Annotated in this window: 17 protein-coding genes; 10 read left to right on the top strand and 7 right to left on the bottom strand. The window is 64.0% G+C overall.

Going from position 1 to position 19,012, the window contains the following annotated elements:
* Nucleotides 1-25: 25 nt before the first annotated feature.
* The 5 genes from recN to FJW03_RS12010 all read left to right on the top strand — a co-directional run bounded on the left by recN (nt 26) and on the right by FJW03_RS12010 (nt 5,899).
* Complete coding sequence (gene recN / locus FJW03_RS12030; RefSeq protein ID WP_140765206.1) at nt 26-1,699, top strand: DNA repair protein RecN; 1,674 nt, start codon at nt 26-28, stop codon at nt 1,697-1,699.
* A 112-nt stretch (nt 1,700-1,811) separates the two neighbouring features.
* Nucleotides 1,812-4,016: an NAD-dependent DNA ligase LigA gene (gene ligA / locus FJW03_RS12025; RefSeq protein ID WP_140765208.1), complete on the top strand. Its 2,205-nt coding sequence runs from the start codon at nt 1,812-1,814 to the stop codon at nt 4,014-4,016.
* Nucleotides 4,016-4,708, top strand: coding sequence for a DUF2461 domain-containing protein (locus FJW03_RS12020; RefSeq protein ID WP_140765210.1), 693 nt, complete (start codon nt 4,016-4,018; stop codon nt 4,706-4,708). Before ligA ends, FJW03_RS12020 begins: the two co-directional genes overlap by 1 nt.
* A gap of 169 nt (nt 4,709-4,877) precedes the next feature.
* Entirely contained in the window at nt 4,878-5,606 is a 729-nt protein-coding gene (locus tag FJW03_RS12015) for an AzlC family ABC transporter permease (RefSeq protein WP_140765212.1), read from the top strand.
* Nucleotides 5,603-5,899 (top strand): AzlD family protein, encoded by a 297-nt coding sequence (locus FJW03_RS12010; RefSeq protein ID WP_140695589.1) that lies wholly within the window; start codon nt 5,603-5,605, stop codon nt 5,897-5,899. The genes FJW03_RS12015 and FJW03_RS12010 overlap by 4 nt, the downstream gene beginning before the upstream one ends.
* A 231-nt stretch (nt 5,900-6,130) precedes the next feature.
* Here the strand turns inward: FJW03_RS12010 and FJW03_RS12005 are convergent, their stop codons facing one another.
* The 3 genes from FJW03_RS12005 to FJW03_RS11995 form a co-directional block, all read right to left on the bottom strand.
* Nucleotides 6,131-7,975 (bottom strand): aminopeptidase P family protein, encoded by a 1,845-nt coding sequence (locus FJW03_RS12005; RefSeq protein WP_140765214.1) that lies wholly within the window; start codon nt 7,973-7,975, stop codon nt 6,131-6,133.
* A 241-nt stretch (nt 7,976-8,216) separates the two neighbouring features.
* Nucleotides 8,217-9,089 carry a 50S ribosomal protein L11 methyltransferase gene (locus FJW03_RS12000; RefSeq protein ID WP_140765216.1) on the bottom strand — a complete coding sequence of 291 codons (873 nt, stop codon included), beginning with the start codon at nt 9,087-9,089 and terminating at the stop codon, nt 8,217-8,219.
* Between the two features lie 87 nt (nt 9,090-9,176).
* Complete coding sequence (locus FJW03_RS11995; RefSeq protein WP_140608004.1) at nt 9,177-9,755, bottom strand: SCO family protein; 579 nt, start codon at nt 9,753-9,755, stop codon at nt 9,177-9,179.
* Between the two features lie 186 nt (nt 9,756-9,941).
* Here FJW03_RS11995 and FJW03_RS11990 point away from each other — a divergent pair, with 186 nt between their 5' ends.
* From FJW03_RS11990 to FJW03_RS11980, 3 genes are all read left to right on the top strand, one after another.
* Nucleotides 9,942-10,445: a CreA family protein gene (locus FJW03_RS11990; protein ID WP_140608002.1), complete on the top strand. Its 504-nt coding sequence runs from the start codon at nt 9,942-9,944 to the stop codon at nt 10,443-10,445.
* Nucleotides 10,446-10,531: 86 nt separating this feature from the next.
* Nucleotides 10,532-11,173 carry a DapH/DapD/GlmU-related protein gene (locus FJW03_RS11985; RefSeq protein WP_140608000.1) on the top strand — a complete coding sequence of 214 codons (642 nt, stop codon included), beginning with the start codon at nt 10,532-10,534 and terminating at the stop codon, nt 11,171-11,173.
* Between the two features lie 310 nt (nt 11,174-11,483).
* Nucleotides 11,484-11,909, top strand: coding sequence for a low affinity iron permease family protein (locus FJW03_RS11980; RefSeq protein ID WP_140765218.1), 426 nt, complete (start codon nt 11,484-11,486; stop codon nt 11,907-11,909).
* 10 nt (nt 11,910-11,919) lie between these two features.
* Here FJW03_RS11980 and FJW03_RS11975 read toward each other — a convergent pair whose 3' ends face one another.
* A complete protein-coding gene (locus FJW03_RS11975; RefSeq protein WP_140607996.1) occupies nt 11,920-12,786 on the bottom strand; it encodes an SDR family NAD(P)-dependent oxidoreductase in 867 nt (288 codons plus the stop codon).
* A 226-nt stretch (nt 12,787-13,012) separates the two neighbouring features.
* On the opposite strand from FJW03_RS11975, the gene FJW03_RS11970 reads away from it, so the two are divergent.
* On the top strand, nt 13,013-13,294 hold the full coding sequence (locus tag FJW03_RS11970) for a hypothetical protein (RefSeq protein ID WP_140765220.1): 282 nt from the start codon (nt 13,013-13,015) through the stop codon (nt 13,292-13,294).
* 79 nt (nt 13,295-13,373) lie between these two features.
* Here the strand turns inward: FJW03_RS11970 and FJW03_RS11965 are convergent, their stop codons facing one another.
* Nucleotides 13,374-13,949 carry a TMEM175 family protein gene (locus FJW03_RS11965; protein ID WP_140607992.1) on the bottom strand — a complete coding sequence of 192 codons (576 nt, stop codon included), beginning with the start codon at nt 13,947-13,949 and terminating at the stop codon, nt 13,374-13,376.
* Between the two features lie 418 nt (nt 13,950-14,367).
* Here FJW03_RS11965 and FJW03_RS11960 point away from each other — a divergent pair, with 418 nt between their 5' ends.
* Nucleotides 14,368-15,576 (top strand): MFS transporter, encoded by a 1,209-nt coding sequence (locus FJW03_RS11960; protein WP_140765222.1) that lies wholly within the window; start codon nt 14,368-14,370, stop codon nt 15,574-15,576.
* A 19-nt stretch (nt 15,577-15,595) separates the two neighbouring features.
* On the opposite strand, the gene FJW03_RS11955 is transcribed toward FJW03_RS11960, so the two are convergent.
* Together FJW03_RS11955 and FJW03_RS11950 are read right to left on the bottom strand one after the other, a co-directional pair.
* Nucleotides 15,596-17,056: an MATE family efflux transporter gene (locus FJW03_RS11955; RefSeq protein WP_226890636.1), complete on the bottom strand. Its 1,461-nt coding sequence runs from the start codon at nt 17,054-17,056 to the stop codon at nt 15,596-15,598.
* 360 nt (nt 17,057-17,416) lie between these two features.
* Nucleotides 17,417-18,904 (bottom strand): esterase-like activity of phytase family protein, encoded by a 1,488-nt coding sequence (locus FJW03_RS11950; RefSeq protein ID WP_140765226.1) that lies wholly within the window; start codon nt 18,902-18,904, stop codon nt 17,417-17,419.
* Between the last annotated feature and the right edge of the window lie 108 nt (nt 18,905-19,012).

Here is a 19,012-nt window from a genome sequence, read left to right as displayed (position 1 = left end):
CGGCATGCAATAGGTCCGGGTTCTGATGCTTTCCAGACTGTCGATCCGCGATATCGTCCTGATCGAGAAGCTGGATATCGACTTCCAGCCGGGCCTTTCCGTGCTGACGGGCGAAACCGGCGCCGGCAAATCCATCCTGCTCGATGCCTTGTCGCTGGCGCTCGGCGCGCGCGGCGACGCCTCGCTGGTGCGTCATGGCGTGGCACAGGGCCAGGTCATCGCCGTCTTCGATGTGCCGCGCAACCATCCGGTTCGCGCGCTGCTTGCCGAAAACGCCATAGAGGATGATGGCGACGTCATATTGCGCCGTGTGCAAACGGCGGACGGCCGCACGCGCGTGTTCGTCAACGATCAGCCATCCAGCGTGACGCTGATGCGCGATGTCGGCCGCGCGCTGGTCGAGATCCACGGCCAGCACGATGAGCGCGCCCTGGTCGATCCCGGCGCACACCGTGACGTGCTCGACGCTTTCGGCGGCCATCTCGGCGTCGTTCGCTCGACCGGCGAGGCCTGGCGGCACTGGCGCGCCGGCGAGCAGGAGCTTTCGCGCCACCGCGCCAAGGTGGCGGCAGCGGCGCGCGAGGCCGACTATCTGCGCGCCGCGGTCGCGGAACTGACCAGGCTCGATCCGCAGCCCGGCGAGGAGACGGAACTTGCCGACCTGCGCGCCCATATGATGCGCGCCGAGAAGATCGCTTCCGAAATCCATGATGCGCAGGATGTGCTGTCGGGCCCGTCCTCACCCCTGCCGCAGCTCGCCAGCCTGCTGAGACGGCTGCAGCGCAAAGCGACGGAAGCACCCGGCCTGCTCGAAGACGTGGTCAAGTCGCTGGACGAAGCCATGCTGTCGCTTGACGCGGCACAGTCGGGGGTCGAGGCCGCGCTCCGCGCCACCGAATATGACCCGCAAAGACTGGAGAAAGCCGAGGAGCGACTGTTCTCGCTGCGCGCCGCCTCGCGCAAGCATAGCGTCGCTGTCGACGACCTGGCGCAATTGCGCGACACGATGGTTGCCGATCTTGCCGATCTCGATGCCGGCGAGGAGCGGCTGCACGGGCTGGAGAAGCAGGCCGCCGCCGCACGCGAGGCCTATGACATTGCCGCCGCGCAGCTTTCTTCGCTTCGCCATGCGGCGGCCGTCGGGCTGACCAAGGCGGTGATGGCCGAACTGCCAGCGCTGAAGCTCGAACGCGCCGCCTTCATCGTCGAGATGAAGAGTGAGGCCGAGAGCCGCATGGAAGAGGGCATCGACCAGATCGAGTTCTGGGTGCGCACTAATCCCGGCACGCGGCCCGGGCCGATGATGAAGGTCGCCTCCGGCGGCGAGCTCTCCCGCTTCCTGTTGGCGCTGAAGGTGGCGCTGGCCGACCGCGGCTCGGCGCCGACGCTGGTTTTCGACGAAATCGACACCGGCGTTGGTGGCGCCGTGGCCGACGCGATCGGCCAGAGGCTGGCGCGCCTGTCGAAGCGCGTGCAGGTGCTGTCGGTCACCCACGCGCCGCAGGTGGCGGCGCGCGCGGCGACGCATTTCCTGATCTCCAAATCGGGCAGCACCGACCGCGTGGCGACCGGCATCGCCGAGATGGACCGGACGGCGCGGCAGGAAGAGATCGCGCGTATGCTGGCCGGTGCCACCATCACCGACGAGGCGCGCGCGGCCGCCGAGCGGCTGCTGCGCGAAAACACCAACGCGGCATGAGAATCTCCGGTGTCATGGATCGAGTCAGGATATGGCTCCATCCTGCTGTTCAGGAATGATTTTCCCGAAATCCTGATTTATTGTGACGTGCCATTGTCCAAGGAAGCTTTCCATGTCGGAAAAACCAGTCGATTCGCTTGATGAAAGCGAGGCGGAAGCCGAGCTGAAGCGCCTTGCGGCGGAGATCGCCGAGCACGACCGGCGCTACCATACCGAGGATGCGCCTGTCATCACGGATGCGGAATATGACGCCCTGACGCGACGCAACCTCGCCATCGAGGAGCGTTTTCCCGGTCTGATACGCGAGGATTCGCCGTCGCGCAGGGTCGGCGCGCCGCCGGCGGAGGGCTTCGCCAAGGTGCGCCACGCCGTGCCGATGCTCAGCCTCGCCAAGGCCTACACCGACGAGGACGTCGCCGATTTCATCGTGCGCGGCCGGCGGTTCTTCGACCGCGACAAGGACCTCGATATCGCCTTCACCGCCGAGCCGAAGATCGACGGGCTGTCGGCTTCGCTGCGCTACGAAAAGGGCGTCTTCGTACAGGGCGCGACGCGCGGCGACGGTGCCGTGGGCGAGGACATCACCGCCAACCTCAGGACCATCGCCGACATTCCAGCGCGGTTGAAAGGGTCGGGCTGGCCTGAAATCATCGAGATCCGCGGCGAGGTCTATATGACCTATGCCGAATTCGAGGCGCTGAAGGCACGCTCGGCCGCGGCGGGCGGCCAGGATTATGTCAATCCGCGCAACACGGCCGCCGGCTCGCTGCGCCAGAAGGATCCTTCCGTCACCGCCAGCCGCAACCTCAAATTCTTCGCCTATGCATGGGGCTACACCACGGAAGATCCAGCCCCGACCCAGTATGATTCGGTCCAGAAATTCGCCGATTGGGGGTTCAAGATCAGTCCGCTGATGGTGCGGGCGAAGTCGGTCGAGGAACTGGTCGCGCATTATCACCGGATCGAGGAGCAACGCTCGTCGTTGGGCTATGACATAGACGGCGTCGTCTACAAGGTCGACCAACTCGAATTGCAGCGCCGCTGGGGTTTCGTCACCGGTGAGCCGCGCTGGGCCGTCGCGCACAAATTCCCGGCCGAGCAGGCGATGACGACGGTGGAGAAGATCGACATCCAGGTCGGCCGCACCGGCACGCTGGCGCCGGTCGCACGGCTGTCACCTGTGACCGTCGGCGGTGTCGTGGTCGAGAATGTCACGCTGCACAATGAGGATTACATCAAGGGCTTTGACAGCAATGGCCTGCCGATCCGCGACGGCATCGACGTACGCATCGGTGATACGGTGGTGATCCAGCGGGCCGGGGATGTCATTCCGCAGATCGTCAGCGTCGTCATCGACAAGCGCCCGGCCGATGCGGTGCCTTACGAGTTTCCGCATACCTGTCCGGTTTGCGGCTCGCCGGCGACACGCGAGATCAACGAGAAGACCGGCAAGGAGGATTCGCGCCGTCGCTGCACCGGCGAGCTGATCTGCCCAGCGCAGGCCGTGGAAGGGCTGCGCCACTTCGTGTCGCGCGGCGCCATGGACATAGAAGGCCTGGGCGCTGAAAACATCGACCTGTTCTTCAATTCTGGACTGGTCAAGACAGCCGCCGATATCTTCACGCTCCGGGATCGCCGTCCGGCCGTCACCAGGGCGCTGGCCGAGCGGCGCGAGGAGCAGGCCAGGCAGCGCGAGGCCGCGTCCGGCAAGACGCGCAAGAATGTGCGCGGCGTCGAGGACCGCAATTATGAAGGTCTCGACAAGCTGTTCGCGGCCATAGACGCGCGCCGCGAACCGGAACTCGATCGTTTCATTTTTGCGCTCGGCATCCGCCACATCGGCGAGACGACGGCGGCCGTGCTTGCCCGGACATTCTCGACGATCGAGGAGTTGATCCGCGTCGGCAAGGAGACGGCGGCGGCGGAGGACCCGCACACAGTCTTCCCATCGATCAACGGCATCGGCGATACGGTGATCGATGCGCTGCGCAATTTCTTCGGCAATGAGCGCAATGACGACGTGCTCGACAAGCTGCTCGAGCAGGTCAAGCCGAAACCGTATATCGTCACGATTTCGGCCGACAGCGAGGTCGCCGGCAAGACGATCGTGTTCACCGGTTCGTTGGAGAAGATGACGCGCTCCGAAGCCAAGGCGATGGCCGAACGGCTCGGCGCCAAGGTGGCTGGTTCGGTCTCGGCCAAGACCGATCTGGTGGTGGCGGGACCGGGTGCCGGCTCCAAGCTCAAGCTTGCCAGTGAACTCGGTGTCAAAGTCATCGACGAGGACACCTGGCTGCAGCGGGTCGGCAAGGCGTGATGGACAGTAAGTTCAAAGGATTTGGCCCAAAGGCCATTCCGTTCCTGAAGGCGCTCGATTTCCACCAGAGCCGGGAGTGGTTCCTGGAGAACCGCGAGCTGTTCGAAAAGGAATTGCGCGATCCCCTGGGCGATCTCGTCGAAGCGCTGACGCAGCGTTTCCTGGCAGCCGGGCTCGGTCTGCGCGGGGATCGCAAGAAATCGCTGTTCCGTATCAACCGCGACGTGCGCTTCGCCAAGGACAAGCGGCCCTACAACCGGCATCTGTCGGCGATCCTGTCGCCCGACGGCAGCAAGATGGAGCAAGGCGTGTTCTACGTCCATATCGGGCTGGAGGGTTGCTTTGCCGGTGTCGCCTGGTGGCAGCCGGAAGCGGCGCTGCTGTTGTCGATGCGCCGGGCCATCGAGACGTGGCCCGAGAGGTTTCGCGCCATGGTGAAGGCGTTGAACAAGAATGGCCTCGAGCTCGATGCCGACGGCGGCATGAAACGCACGCCGCGTGGCTTCGAGCATGTCGAGGACAAAGATCTCGTTGCCGCCATCCGCAACCGGCATTTTGTTGTTCGCCACGTCATCGATCCGGCTGGTATCCACGGACCAGAACTGGTCGAGGAACTCGTCGATTTCACTTTGCGGGCCAAGCCGCTGCTCGACTGGGGCAGGGCGATCGAGGGTAAAATCGCGGACGATTGAAGAGTCGACACCGCGATCCGGCGATCATTTCCGCTGATCGTTCGGCTCAAGCGAATTCGTGTGACAAGGCGGGGCATGCCACCTACATACCGCCACTCCCCTTGTTGTTGTGCATGCCGTTGTCCCAAAACCGCCACGCACTTTGGGCGACATGCATCAGGAGTGATCGATGGCGACGGACGCTATTTCCGAAAGCGGCGGCAAGAGCGAGTTCTGGCAGGGAGTGCGGCTGTCCATGCCGGTCGTGATGGCCTCGGCGCCCTTTGCCGTGCTGTTCGGGGCGCTTGCCGTCGACCAGGGCTTCTCGGTTTTCGAAGCCTTCCTGATGAGCGCATTGGTGTTCGGCGGCGCCAGCCAGATGGTGGGCATCCAGCTGTTCGGCCAGCATGTCGCGCCATGGCTGATCGTGCTTTCGATCTTCGCCGTCAACTTCCGCCACGTGCTCTATTCCGCCGGGATCGGCCGGCGCATCGCGCACTGGCCTGTCATCCAGCAGGCGCTCGGCTATTTCATCCTCACCGATCCGCAATACGCGGTTGCCGAAGCGCGGGCGCAATCGGGGCAGACCGTCGGCTTTGCCTGGTATCTGGGGCTCGGCCTGCCGGTCTATCTGTTCTGGATCACCGAAAGCGCGCTCGGCGCGGTGTTCGGCAAGCTCATTCCCGACACGCATGCGCTGGGCATCGATTTCCTGCTGCCGATCTATTTTCTTGGCCTCGTGATGGGTTTTCGCAAGCGGCCGCTATGGCTGCCGGTGGTCGTCGCCAGCGGCTGCGCCTCGATCATCGCCTACAAGACGGTCGGCTCACCCTGGCACGTCTCGATCGGCGCCGTCGCCGGCGTGCTGCTCGCCGTCATCCTGCCACCGCACCATAGCGGCGTGGGAGAGCGGCCATGAGCACGACATTCTGGATCATCATCGCCGGCGCAATCGCGACCTATCTCACGCGCATCGGCGGGCATCTGGTCATCTCCCGCTTCGAAAACATTCATCCGCGCGTGGAAGCCGGCCTCAATGCGGTGCCGGCGGCGGTGCTGACGACGCTGGTGGCGCCGGAGCTGTTGAACGCCGGACCGGCGGAATGGGCGGCGCTGGTCGTCACGGCGACGGTTTCGCTGCGTGGCGGGCTGATGGCGATGTTTCTGGCGGGTGCCGCGGTGCTGATCCTGGCGCGGCAGTTCATCGGATAAGAGCTCTGCCTCGCGATGCTTCCGACGTAGGCGCCGCCCCCTCATTGCCCTGCCGGGCATTTCTCCACGTATAGGGACGGGGGGAAAGACGCTGTCATCGACGATTTCGCCAGTTTTCCTCGCTGCGGCGAAGGTTGCGACAGCTCCCTTCTCCCCGTCACTACACGGGGAGAAGGTGCCGGCAGGCGGATGAGGGGCAGCGCCAGCCTTCCAAGCTGAATATCGGCCGCCTCAAATCTTGGCGTCATGCGGCAGCGGCGCGGTCGCCTTTTGCAGCCAGGCCAGCGTTTCGCCGTCGAGCATCGGTCCGATCTCCGCCAGCACGCGGGCGTGGTAGGTGTCCAGCCAGTGCAGTTCCTCGCGCGTCAGCAGGTCCGACCGCACCAGCCTTACATCGATCGGCGCCAGCGTCAGCGTCTCGAAGCCATGCATGGCAATGTCGCCGCCCTCGATCTGTTCGGCCGGCGTCACCAGGATCAGGTTCTCGATGCGGATGCCGTAGGAGCCTTCCTTGTAGTAACCGGGCTCGTTGGACAGCATCATGCCCTCGAGTAGCTTTTCGGTGCCGGTGCGCGCAATGCGCTGCGGACCCTCATGCACGGCCAGATATGAGCCGACGCCATGGCCGGTGCCATGGGCGAAGTCGCAGCCGTGCTTCCACAGCGCCATGCGCGCGACGGCGTCGATTTCCGAGCCACGCGTGCCGGCGGGAAAGCGCAGCGTCGAAATGCCGATCATGCCTTTCAGCACCAGGGTGAAGCGTTCGCGCATCTCCTCGGTTGGCTGGCCGATCGGCACGGTGCGGGTGATGTCGGTGGTGCCGTCCTGATATTGCGCGCCGGAATCGAGCAGGAACAGCTCGCCGGCCTCAAGCCTGCGGCTGGTGGCGCGTGACACGCGGTAATGCATGATGGCGCCGTTGGGGCCGGCGCCGGAAATGGTGTCGAAGGAGACGTCGCGCAGCGGCATCTGGGTCTCCTCGCCGGTCTGCCGGCGCGTCTCTTCCAGCCTGGTGACAACGGCGATCTCGTCGAGGGAGCCGGGTTTCTGGCGCTCCAGCCAGCACAAGAGCTTGGCCACCGCGGCACCGTCGCGACGATGGGCGGCGCGCGAGCCGTTGATCTCGGCCTGGTTCTTGGTGGCGCGCGGGATGCGGGCCGGGTCGGGCGCGGCGATCACCGTGCCGCCATTGTCCTCGACCAGCATGCGCAGCCTGTCGGCCGCGAGCACCGGGTCGAGCGCGATCTTGGCGCCGCCCTTGGCGAGGGCCACGATCGCCGCTTCGAATTCGCCGGGCTCATGCGGATCAGCGAGCTGCGTGAGATAGGCCGCGACCTGGCGCGAGAATTTGCGCTTGTCCATGAACAGCTGGTGCGATCCATCGGCGGCAAGGATGGCGAAGCCGAGCGCCAGCGGCGTGTGCGGCACGTCACCGCCACGGATATTGAAGGCCCAGGCGATGGAGGAGGGGTCGGTCAGCACCGCATGGGTGGCGCCCTCCTTGCCGATTGCTGTGGCCAGCCGCGCCAGCTTGTCCTTGGCGAGCTCGCCGGCAAAGCCGATCGGGTGAAGCTCGACCGGGGTCACAGGCGCGGCGGGCTGGTCGTTCCAGATGATGTCGATCGGGTTCCTGTCGAGTGGCACCAGCACGGCGCCCGTCTTGTCGGCCGAGGCCTGCAGCGCCTTGACCTCGCTGATCGTGTGCAGCCATGGATCGAAGCCCAGCCGCGCGCCCTTGCCGATATTGTCCCGGAGCCAGACGGCGGGCGGATTGTCGACGAGGCTTTCGATCGAAAAGATGTCGAGGTCCACCTCGTTGCGCACCTGCAGCGTGTAGCGCCCGTCGATAAAGACGAAGGCGCGGTCGCGCAGGACGATGGCGACGCCGGCCGAGCCGCTGAAGCCGGTCAGCCATTTTAGCCGCGCCGAACGGTCGGCGACATATTCGCCCTGATGCTCGTCGGCGCGTGGAACGATGAAGCCGTCCAGGCCATTGGCCGCCAGCCATTGGCGCAGCAGCGTCACGCGCGGCTTGCCGACCGCCGGATCGCCCGCGGAATCGAAGGTCTGGAACATGATGGGCCTCCTGATGTCAGTTCGACCGTAGCCTATGGACCTGGAAATCGGAATCGATTTCCGGCTGGCGCAAACTGCTACAGCGTCGCCAGGCTGACAACCGATCGGGCTTGGTCCAGTGGCAGCACGAAGGTCGATGCCGCTGAAACACGCTTTCCAACCATGCTCGCGATCGCACGGATGGTGCTGTTGGACGTGAGGCCGCTGGGGCGTCGACGGCAGGCCAACTATCCTGCCGGCCTCAATGCTTAAGGTGGATCGTCACCCAGCCTTCGCGGTGCAGGGTGCGCACGTGGCGGAAGTTCTGGCCGACATAGGCCGAGATGACGGCGTCGCGCTGGCGATCGAGAATGCCTGACAGCACGATCGAGCCGCCGAGCGCGATGTGCCCGGCCATTTGCGGCGCCAGCCGCATCAGCGGCCGTGCCAATATGTTGGCGACGATGAGATCGAAGGGTGCACGCTTGCCGAAGATCGGGTGGTGAAAGCCCGGTGCGGTCACCGTTTCGACGAGCCCCTTGACGTGGTTCAGCCGCGCATTGGCGGCGGCGACCTTCACCGCCACCGGATCGATGTCGGTGGCGAGCACCGAAATATGCGCCAGCTTGGCGACGGCGATCGCCAGCACCGCGCTGCCCGTGCCAAGGTCGAGCGCGTTGCGCGGGTGCTCGCGCCGCACCACTTTCTCCAGCATTTCGAGGCATCCCGCGGTTGTGCCGTGATGGCCGGTGCCGAAGGCAAGGCCTGCCTCGATCTCGATGGCGAGTTCGCCGCTGCGGCGTTTCCTGCGGTCATGCGCGCCGTGGACGAAGAAACGGCCGGCGCGCACCGGCTTCAGGCCTTCCAGCGAACGCGCCACCCAATCGATGTCGGGCAGCTTTTCGCGCTCGACCGGTTTTGACAGAGTGAGGCCGGCCAGAACGTCCTTCACCCGCGCCTCGACCGCGTCGACGTCGCCGTCGGCGTAGAGCGAGACTTCGTGGATGTCCTGGTCTTCGTCGACCTCCAGCACGGCGATCGGCAGGCCTTCGTCCTCGAAGGCCATTTCGAGCGCCGCGAAAATGCGTTCAGCCTCGATCTTCCCGGTGGTGAAATGGAGTCGCGTCTGAGTCATGTAGACTGGGTTTCTTCTTTGAGCTTGATCTTGTCCGAAAACGGGTTCCGCTTTTCGCTTACGCGGTCCTTCGCTTCGGGATCAAGCCTAGCCCTTGGCGGCAAGACGCTTCAGCTTCTCAACGGCGGTGTCGGCACTTTCCCCATAGGCGATGGTTCCGGCGAAGTCTCCCTTGCCATTCAACAGCAGCACCGAGGCCGTGTGGTCCATCGTGTAGTCGCCGTCGCCGGTGTCGACCTTCTTCCAGTAGATGCCGAAGGACTTGGCCATGGCATGGACCTTGTCCGGGTCACCGGTGATACCGGTGATACGGTCGGAGAAATTGCTGACATAGGCGTTCATCACCTGCGGCGTGTCGCGCGCCGGATCGATCGAGACGAAATATGCGTGCAAGTTCTTGCCGTCGTCACCGAGCGTCTTCAGCCAGCCGGAGAGTTCGAACAGCGTGGTCGGGCAGACCTCGGGGCAGTGGGTGAAGCCGAAGAAGACGACGCTCGGCTGTCCCCTGAAGGCGGCCTCGGTGATCGGCGCGCCTTTCTGGTCGACCAGGGTGAACGGGGCTCCGAACGGTTCGCCGCCATAGTGGCCGCGATACCAGTCGAAGGTCAGCCAACCTATGCCGGCCGCCATCAGGACGAGAATGCCGATCAGGATAGAACGCATCATCAGAAAAGTCCGCCTGCAGAAATCATCGCGCCGGCTCAGTGCGCCGGTGCGACAGTCTTAGCGGTTCGACCTTGCCCAGGCAAAGTGCCGCGTTGCCGCAACCGCATATGGTGTTGAGGTTGCTGCTTGCAAAGCAGCCCACCTCGCCCCACCTGAGACCGGCTACTCGAACCGCAGGAGGCTTCCTTGCAAAGACCGATTGGGCCAAAACTGATCGGCGGCGCTCTGGCCGCATGCCTTGTCCTTGGTGCTGGGGGCGCCATTGCCGAGGAAGTCGGCAAGGTTGGCGTCGACTGGGTCGGCAATGACATTATGATTGACGCGATCAAGGACCCCAAGGTTGATGGGGTGACCTGCCATGTCGCCTATTTCGACCGAAGCATCGTCGATAGGCTGCACAAGGGCAACTGGTTCGAGGATCCCAGCGATTCCTCGATCTCGTGCCGCCAGACCGGCCCGATCACCATCGGCGATATCGATATGGGCGAGAGCGGCGAGGAGGTGTTCAAACAAGGCCTCAGCCTGATCTGGAAGAAGCAGGTGGTGAACCGCATCTACGACAAGACCAACGAGACCTTGATCTATCTGTCGCACTCGCGCCAGGTGCAGAACGGCTCCGCGAAGATGTCGGTCACGACGGTGCCGCTCTACGGCCAGAACGTGGTGTGGACCAAGGGCAAGCCGAAATAGGCTGATCGGAACTCTTTCCCGGAACCGGCTTGACGGATAATTGGTCCCGCTTGCGGGAACAATTGCTCTGACGTAAAGCCGCGCCCATGGACCGTTCCGAAAACCTCGTCCTGAAAGATCCCGAGCCGCGCATCCACCCGACCGCGGAGCTGAAGGCGTGCAAGCTTGGCCGCTATACCTCGATCGGCGAGCGGGTGGTGCTGCGCGAGGTGAGCGTGGGGGATTTTTCCTATTTCGAGCGCCATGCGGAGGCGATCTACACGAGCATCGGCAAATTCTGCTCGATCGCCGCCAACAGCCGCATCAATGCGCTGGAGCATCCGATCGAACGGCTGACCCAGCACAAGGTCAGCTATCGGCCAAACGAGTATTTTCGCTGGTTGGGCGTCGATGCCGCATTTCGCGAGCGGCGGCAGGCGAAGGCCGTGGCCATCGGCCACGATGTCTGGATCGGCCATGGAGCGGTGGTCATGCCTGATATCACCATCGGCAATGGGGCCGTCATCGGCGCCAATGCGGTGGTGACTCACGACGTGCCGTCCTACACGATCGTGGCCGGCGTGCCGGCGAAGCCGCTCAGGCCGCGCTTCGCTCCTGAAATCGCGGCGCGGATCGAAGCTCTCGCCTGGTGGGACTGGCCGGTCGAGAAACTCGCCAAGGCGGTTCCCGACATCCAGGCAATGCCGATCGAGGCCTTCCTCGATCGCTGGGAAAACGATGCCGTTTGAGCCTGAAGTGATCGTCTGTTTGTATGCCGGTCGGCGCTTTCGGGAAATCACGCTCCGCGCCACGGACTGAAACCCCTTCCGCCATGCGGGGGTGGCGCGGCGGAAGGGGCTGGAGGTAAACCGCCGTGAAGCGGACGGAACAGGGACTTTTGCCTGCACGGTTACCATGACATTGAACCGGTAAGGTCTGTTTTTCACCGTATGCGCGCATTGCGTGCATTCAATTGCAGCGGTTGTATTTATTGTCTGCGGGAACCCGAACGGTCGCCGGTTGTTTCTCATCGCGGCAGCCATTGAGGGACCTCCACAGATGGAAAAGCTCTTCACCAGGATCGCCAACCGGGTCGCCCACATAACCGGCCTGTCACCGACATTTGCCGTCTGCTGCCTGGTCGTAGTCATCTGGGCGGCGAGTGGGCCGTTGTTCAATTTCTCGGACACCTGGCAGTTGGTGATCAACACCGGCACGACCATCGTCACCTTCCTGATGGTGTTTCTCATCCAAAACACCCAGAATCGGGACGGCGCGGCGATCCAGGCCAAACTCGATGAACTGATCCGGGTCAGCGAGGGCCGCAACCGCTTCATCGGCATCGAGCACCTGACGGAATCCGAGGTCGAGGAAATCCGCGACAAGTGCGAGCAGGCGGCGCGCCGGCACGATCAGAAGATCGCCGCCATGGCCGCAAAGAAGGCCGTGGCGCAAAAACGAACTCCGAAAAAGCGCGCGGCCTAAAGACTCGAGCTTAGTCTTTCATGAAGGCCGCGAACGCGTCCTTGTAGTTTGGATGCCAGCGTGACAAAGCGGGGCGGTTTTCGATGATGTCTCCGGCCGCCCATGCCATGCGCTTCTCGTCCAGCGGCCGCGCCGTCTCGTTGTCGGGACACAGGATGTAGAAGTCGCCCCGGACCAGCGATTCCAGCATGAAATCAACGACCTGTTCGCCTGTCCAGGCGCCGGCGGGCTTTTCCGTCGCCCCTATGGTGAGGCCGGTATAGGTGAAGCCGGGGATGAGCAGATGGGCCGACAGACGGGCACCGGGCTCGTTACGCAGCGCATGCGCCAGGCCTTCGGTGAATGTCTTAACCCCGGCCTTGGAGACATTGTAGGCGAGGTTGCCGGGTGGTGTGGTGATGCCTTGCTTGGAGCCTGTGTTGACGATGAGGCCCGGCCTGCCTGAGGCCAGCATGCGCGGGGCGAACGCTTCGACGCCATGCACGACGCCCCAGAAATTGATATCGAGCAGCCGTTTCCAGGCGTCGCGGTTTTCCCAGGGCTTTCCGGGGTTGTCGCCGACACCGGCATTGTTCATCAGCAGCGAGATGTCGCCGAAGGCGCCGAATGCCCGGTCGGCTAGACGATCGACCTCATCGGCGTTCGAAACATCGGCGGCGACCGCAAGCACAGCGTCATTGCCGGCGATCGCGGAGATGGCCCGGGAAGCATCGTCAAGGCGCGCGCCACCAATATCGGCGAGCACGATCTTCATTCCCATCAGCGCCAGCCGCTTGGCGGCCGCGAGACCAATTCCGCTGGCGGCGCCGGTGATGATAGCGGTCCTGCCTGGCTCAAGGGCGGGCAGGGCGGTCTGAATCTCGGTGTCGGGGATCATCGGCGATGGCTTCCTTCTTCGATAGCGCCGAACTTAGCGCCGCGACGGGCTTGCGCAAGCCCTTCGGGCAGCGGCGCTCAAGGCCCCGTGGCGCACACTGAAAGTGGTGTTTTCATGCATGTCCTTGCCCCCAAACCGCGGCGCGTTCCCCGACGGGAGAGAAGGGTTCGGGTTGACCATGCCGGCCGAGGCTGCGCATGCTGCCCCGGCAAATGGAGATTTTCGATTGACGGACTGGGTCGCAATTCTGAAGGAGCAGACCGCCACCGGCGAACTGATGGGGCGCGAGGTACCGCAGATGCTGGCCAACCCCGACATCACCGAAGCCCAGGTGAAGACGTTGTTTTCAGCGCTGGAAAAGCAGGCCGATTTCGTCGAGAAACTGCGCATGGCGCTGGAAAAGTTCGGCCATGATTTCTCGATCATCAAGGCCGCGGAACGGCTGGAGGAGCGCTATGCCGATCTGGCCGCCGCGGTGGCGGAAAAACTGAAAGAGATGCGCGGCTAAGCAATTCGCGGCTAAGCATTCCAGGAAAAGTGCGAAGCGGTTTTCCGTCCGGCATCGCGCCGAGCGATGAGCCTGCGTGTTATTTTTCGAGAACGCGCGAAAAACGCGTGTCCGGTACAAGCCACACCAGGGCGATAGCGACGTAGAGCGCCACACCGATCCACCGGTTGAGGAAGGTAAGCGCGATCGCCGCGAGGTAGACGGCGAGGGAAAGCCTTCCCTTGCGGTCCCGGCCGATCGCCTTGGCGAAGGCGGTGTCCGGCCCGTGCAGCCGATGCAGGGTAATGACCAGGATGCCGTAAGCGGCGGCACACATTGCAAGGTCGAAACCGTAAACCGCGACCGGAACCGTGGCGAAATGGTTCTCGCCCATGAAAGCCGTCGTTACCGGCATCAGGGATAACCAGAACAGCAGATGCAGGTTTGCCCACAGCACGCCACCATCGACGCGCTGCACGGTGTGGAACATATTATGCAGGTTGTTCCAGTAGATGCCGACATTGACGAAGGAGAGCACGTAGCAGAGGAAGATCGGCAGTTGTGGCACCAGGGTGGAGAAATCCTCGCCTTCCGGCACTTTCAGGTCCAGCACCATGATGGTGATGATGATGGCCACCACGCCGTCGGTGAATGCCTCGACCCTGCCTTTGCCCATGATCACCGCCCTGCCTAAAAGGAATTGTCGAAAGACAGCAAATTGTTAGCTCATCTGGCCGGTTCGATAAACGGCATGCGACAAATCCTCAACCATGGCAGGGGAACTTTCGCGCCAGGCCGCCGATGGTGCTGACAGGCATTGGCCGGTTGTTGACCTTTCTGCTCCCGGCTCTTGCCTTCCTCGCGCCGAAGATCGCGCCCAGCTTTGCCTGCAAATGGACCTGGTTGCACCGGATATACGGCACAAATCCGCTTCGTGATTGGACCGGGATCAATGGCTCCGGTCCGTCCTTTTCGGTTCGTGCTTTCCTCTCCAGGCTTTCCGGCCCGTTGTGTCAGGAGCCCGCCAACCGGCCGGAACGCCGCGGATGAAAACGCGTTAGGGTCGCGATCCCCCAAACCGGAACGAGGTTGGCATGGGCTTTCCCGATTTGGCGCATAAGCAAGAGGCAACTCGCGGCGACGCTCTTGCCATCCCGACCGTTGCCGCGATGATCGCCGTGCTGTTTGCCGGCAGCACGGTGCTGACGCCGCTCTATATCCTCTACAAGCAGCAATTCGGCTTTTCACAGATCACGCTGATGTTGATCTACGCGGTCTATGTCGTGGGAAACCTAGGAGCCTTGCTGCTGTTCGGCGGCGTGTCGGATGTTGTCGGACGCCGGCCCGCCGCTCTCGCGGCGATGATCGTTGCCATCGTCAGCGCGATCGTCTTCCTGTTCTCCGAGAATGTTCTTTCGCTGGATATAGCGCGCATCCTGAGCGGGCTCGGCATCGGTATCGGCGCGGGGTCCGGAACCGCCTGGATTGCTGAACTTCTCTCCCGTGCCGACAGGTCGCGCGCCAGCGTGATCGCCACCAGCACCAATTTCCTCGGCCTCGGCTTTGGCGCGCTTGTCTCGGGACTGTTGGCTCAATATGAGCCTTGGCCTTTGCGCCTCGTCTTCGTCACCTATCTCTTGGCGCTTGCAGTGGTGACGATCCTGGTCTGGCGCACCCGCGAAACCGTGGCGAAGCCAGGCAGCCTCAGGCGCATTTCCATACGGCCGCAATTCTCCGTGCCGCAGGAAATCCGCGCGCGCTTTGTTGCGCCGGCGGTTACCGGCTTTGGTGCCATGGCGTTGGTCGGCTTCTACGCTGCAGTGGCGCCAAGCATCCTGGCGCAGCAGCTTCATGAGGCCAACCACGCTGTTGCCGGTGCGCTGTTCTTCGAACTAGCGATCGTCGCGGCGGCCAGCATCGTGGTGCTGATGCGCGTGCAGAGCAACAGGGCCATGCTGGCCGCGCTGGGCTTGATGATCCCGAGCGTCCTGCTGGTGGTCGCGGCACAGATATCGGCCTCGATGGCGCTGATGATCGTGGCCACCGCCTGCTGCGGCGTCGTGGCGGCGCTTGGCTACCGGGGCGGCCTGCAGGTAGTGAACGAGATCGCGCCGAAGGATCGCCGGGCGAAAGTCGTCTCCAGCTTCTTCATCTGCTGCTTTGTCGGCAACGCCTTGCCCGTGATCGGCATCGGCATCGTCTCTACCTATGCCGGTTCCGTCGCCGCGAGCCTTGCCTTCGCCGGCATCATCATCGTGTTTGCGCTGGTGGCGCTGGCCTTCGGGGTGAAGCACAGCCGGTAAGACCACGCGGCGCCCGGTCTCAGCCGTTCGGCGTCTCAGGCGCCATGTTGGCGCGCTGGCGCGGTATGCCAAGCCCGGTGTCCGGCGGCTCGCCCGCTGCCGGCCTGTTCTCGATCATATGGACGGTGCGCCAGCCACCAAAGCGGTAATAGGCCGCGGCCAGAACCAGCGAGGTGATCGAACCCGCCGGGAAACTCCACCACAGCGCCTCCTCGCCGATCACACCGCGCATGAAATAGGCAAAGCCGGTGCGCACGACCAACACCGAGATCACCAGGATGACCAATGGCGGCATCACGGCACCGGTGGCGCGCACCGTCGCGAACAGAACGATGGTGACGCCGAACAGGATGAACGACCAGGACGCGACATTGTTGATGTGGGCGGCAATGTCGATCGCCGCGCTGTCGCTGCTCAGGAACAGGCTGAGGATCGAGCGGTCGAAAACCCAAAGCAGCGCGACCAGGGCGCCGGTCAGGACGAGGTTGAAGCCGACGCCGGAGGCAGCGACGCGGCCGATCCGGTCCCAGCGGCCGGCGCCGACATTCTGCGCCGCCATGGAGGAGACCGCGGCGCCGATGGCGAGCGCCGGCATCTGGATGTAAGTCCACAGCTGCGCGGCGATGCCATACGCCGCGGCGACCTGCGACCCGTATGAATTGACGATGCCCATCACGGTCAGCGCGGCCGCCGAGATGACGATCATCTGCAAGCCCATCGGCACGCCCTTGAAGACGACGATGCGCAATAGGGTGGGGTCGGGCCGCAGCAGGGCGAGGTTGGCGCCGGCCAGCCGCAGCGGATGCTTGCGGGCGTAGAGCACGACAAGGATGGCGATCACGCTCACCGTCTGGCCGATCAGCGTCGAGGTCGCCGATCCGGCGATGCCGAGTTCGGGAAACGGGCCGATACCGCGGATGAGCAGGGGATTGAGCACAATGTCGAGAACGACCGCCAGCGCCATGAAGATGAAGGGCGTGCGCGAATCGCCGGCCCCACGCAGCACGGTCATGACGAAGGACAGAAGGTTCATCATCGGCACGGCGATGAAGATGATGCGCAGATAGGAACGCGCCAGCGGAAGCGCGTCGGCGGGAGTGCCGAGCGTGCGCAAAATGGCGTCGACCCAGATCCAGCCGCATACCGCGAAGACCACCGATATGAGGAAGAAGAACGTGGCGCTTGTGCCGACGATGCGGCGCGCCTCGGGCAGGTCACGCGCGCCGACCGACTGCGCCACCAGGATGGTGGCCGCCATGCCGATGCCGAACACGGTGCCAAGGATCAGGAACAGGACGAGGTTGGCGTTTGACGTGGCGGTCAGCGCCGATTCACCGAGAAAGCGGCCAACCCAGACGGCGTTGATCGACCCATTGAGGGATTGCAGCACGTTGGCGCCGAGCACCGGCAAGGCGAACAGCAGGAGCGTCCGCGGGATCGGGCCGCTGGTCAGGTCGCCGGTGCGCCGGCGTGAGGGCATTTTTTCGTCCATGGCTGGCAACTCGGTGAAGACCTGTTTGAACCCGGTTGCGATGATTGCAGATTGAACCGGACAGGTCGATGTGAAGCGTCCAGGCCGTGGTCCAGCCGGTGAAGAGATGGCCGGTCTGGACACTGCCGCCTGAACAGATACAGCGTCGGCTGGAACTGGCAAGTCCAGGACGGCTTGCCGCCCGGCCCGCGTCCGCGCCGCAAACGACACGCGCGACCGCACGGCACGTCGGATTGGATTCCATAGCCGGCGTGGTCGAGCCCGTGCCGCCAAGCGAGGCGGAGATGTTGAGTCGGGTCTTTACGATCTGCGGGCGGACGCGCTCGGCGCGCCCGCCCGCATGCGGCATTACTTCTTTGCGAGACCCGGAATTGTGACCTGATAGATCAGGAACATGGTGTCGACATCGGCGCCATCGTCGGCCTTGTAGGATGCGCCGACCTGGAAGCCGTCCTGGGTCAGGAAGTCGTTGTCATTGGCGACGAACAGGAAATAGTCGTCGGGCAGCTTCGGATCGAGCACGCTGGCAAGCGACATTGCTTCCCATTTCTCGGAAAGCTCGTTGTGGTCCTTCGCCCCGCCATTGTGCAGGCCGAAACGGCCGAGCTCGGCAGCGTCGTTGATGTCGATGAACGGCGTCAGCTTGGCCGGTGTCACCGACGGATCGAGCACGCCCTTGGGCGCCACCGGCTTGTCGGCGGCATCGAAGCCGCCGCCGGCGATATCGGTCGCAGCGGAGACATCGACGACATTGATCCGGCGGTAGAGCGAGGCGTCACCTTTTGCCAGCCCCTGGCCGTTGCCGCTGTCGCGGGCCAGCATCAGGAACGCCGTGTCCGACAATGCCACGATCTCGCTTTGCGCGGCGACCTTGGTCTTGCCCTTGGCATCCTTGAACACCGGCAGCGGCACGACATATTCGTGGGCGAGCTTGAGGCGGCCCTGGTCGGAGGCGTCATAGACCAGTGCCCGTGTGTTCTGCCGCGTCGAAGGGGAATCGCCACCATCCTGCCGGGGCGCCGACTGCAGCACCGCGATCAGGAACTTGCCGTCCGGCGTCATCGCCATGCCCTCCAGGCCCTGATTGTTCTGGCGGCCGGTCTCGGGATCCTTCGGATCAGGATCGGCAGCGCCCGGACCTGGATTGTCCGAGGAGAAATTCGGCGCGCCCTTGCGCATCGGCACGAGGGCGGCGGGCGGCTGAGTCGCGGACATCAGGCGGCCTTGCGCCGAGAAGCGGTAGATGTTCGGGCCATATTCGTCGGAGATGAACATCGAGCCATCGGGAAGCCGCACGATCGCCTCGTTGTCGAGGGCGAGCTTGCCGTTGGTAGCGACAGGCAGCATCGGCATGTCGCCGGCGGCCGGGCGCACATCCGACAGCGGATCGAGGCCGGTGGTGTCGGCGCCCTTGTCGTCGGTGAGCAGCATCGTGTCGGCAAGCGTTGCCTTGACGGCGGTCTGCTCCTGGCCGGCGGCGGGTGCCGCGCCCGGCGCGATAGGTGAGAACTCGATGCCGACAGTGTTGACACGCGCACGATAGTCGGTCGTGCCGGCGACGTTGTAGCCGCGATCCGGCAGCAACCAGAGCGAACCCTTGTAGCCGGCCGCGTCATGCGTCCAGCCTGACGTGTCGATCGCCATGCCCGAGCCCGAGCCGAACGTCTCGCCGAACTTGTCGCGCTGCGCGGCCGGGATGCGGCCGACGCCGACCATGCCCTTGTTGACGAAGCTGGTGCCGCCGACGGTCGCGGTGGTATCGGCGAGCGCCGGCGTGAGGGCGGTGAACAAGGCCAGCGCGACGGCGAGCGACGCGGTTCGGTGCGGGTGTTTCATGGACAATCCTCTTTGTGACGAAGCATGCCGGAGCGGCTGAACGACGAAAACGGAAAGAGGTGCCACATCGATGATGCCGCGCGCGCCTCCCCGGAAGCGATCTAAGGG

Origin of the sequence: Mesorhizobium sp. B4-1-4 (assembly GCF_006439395.2) — a bacterium.
In the GTDB taxonomy this organism is placed as follows: domain Bacteria; phylum Pseudomonadota; class Alphaproteobacteria; order Rhizobiales; family Rhizobiaceae; genus Mesorhizobium.
This window is presented reverse-complemented; position numbering and strand designations above follow the sequence as displayed.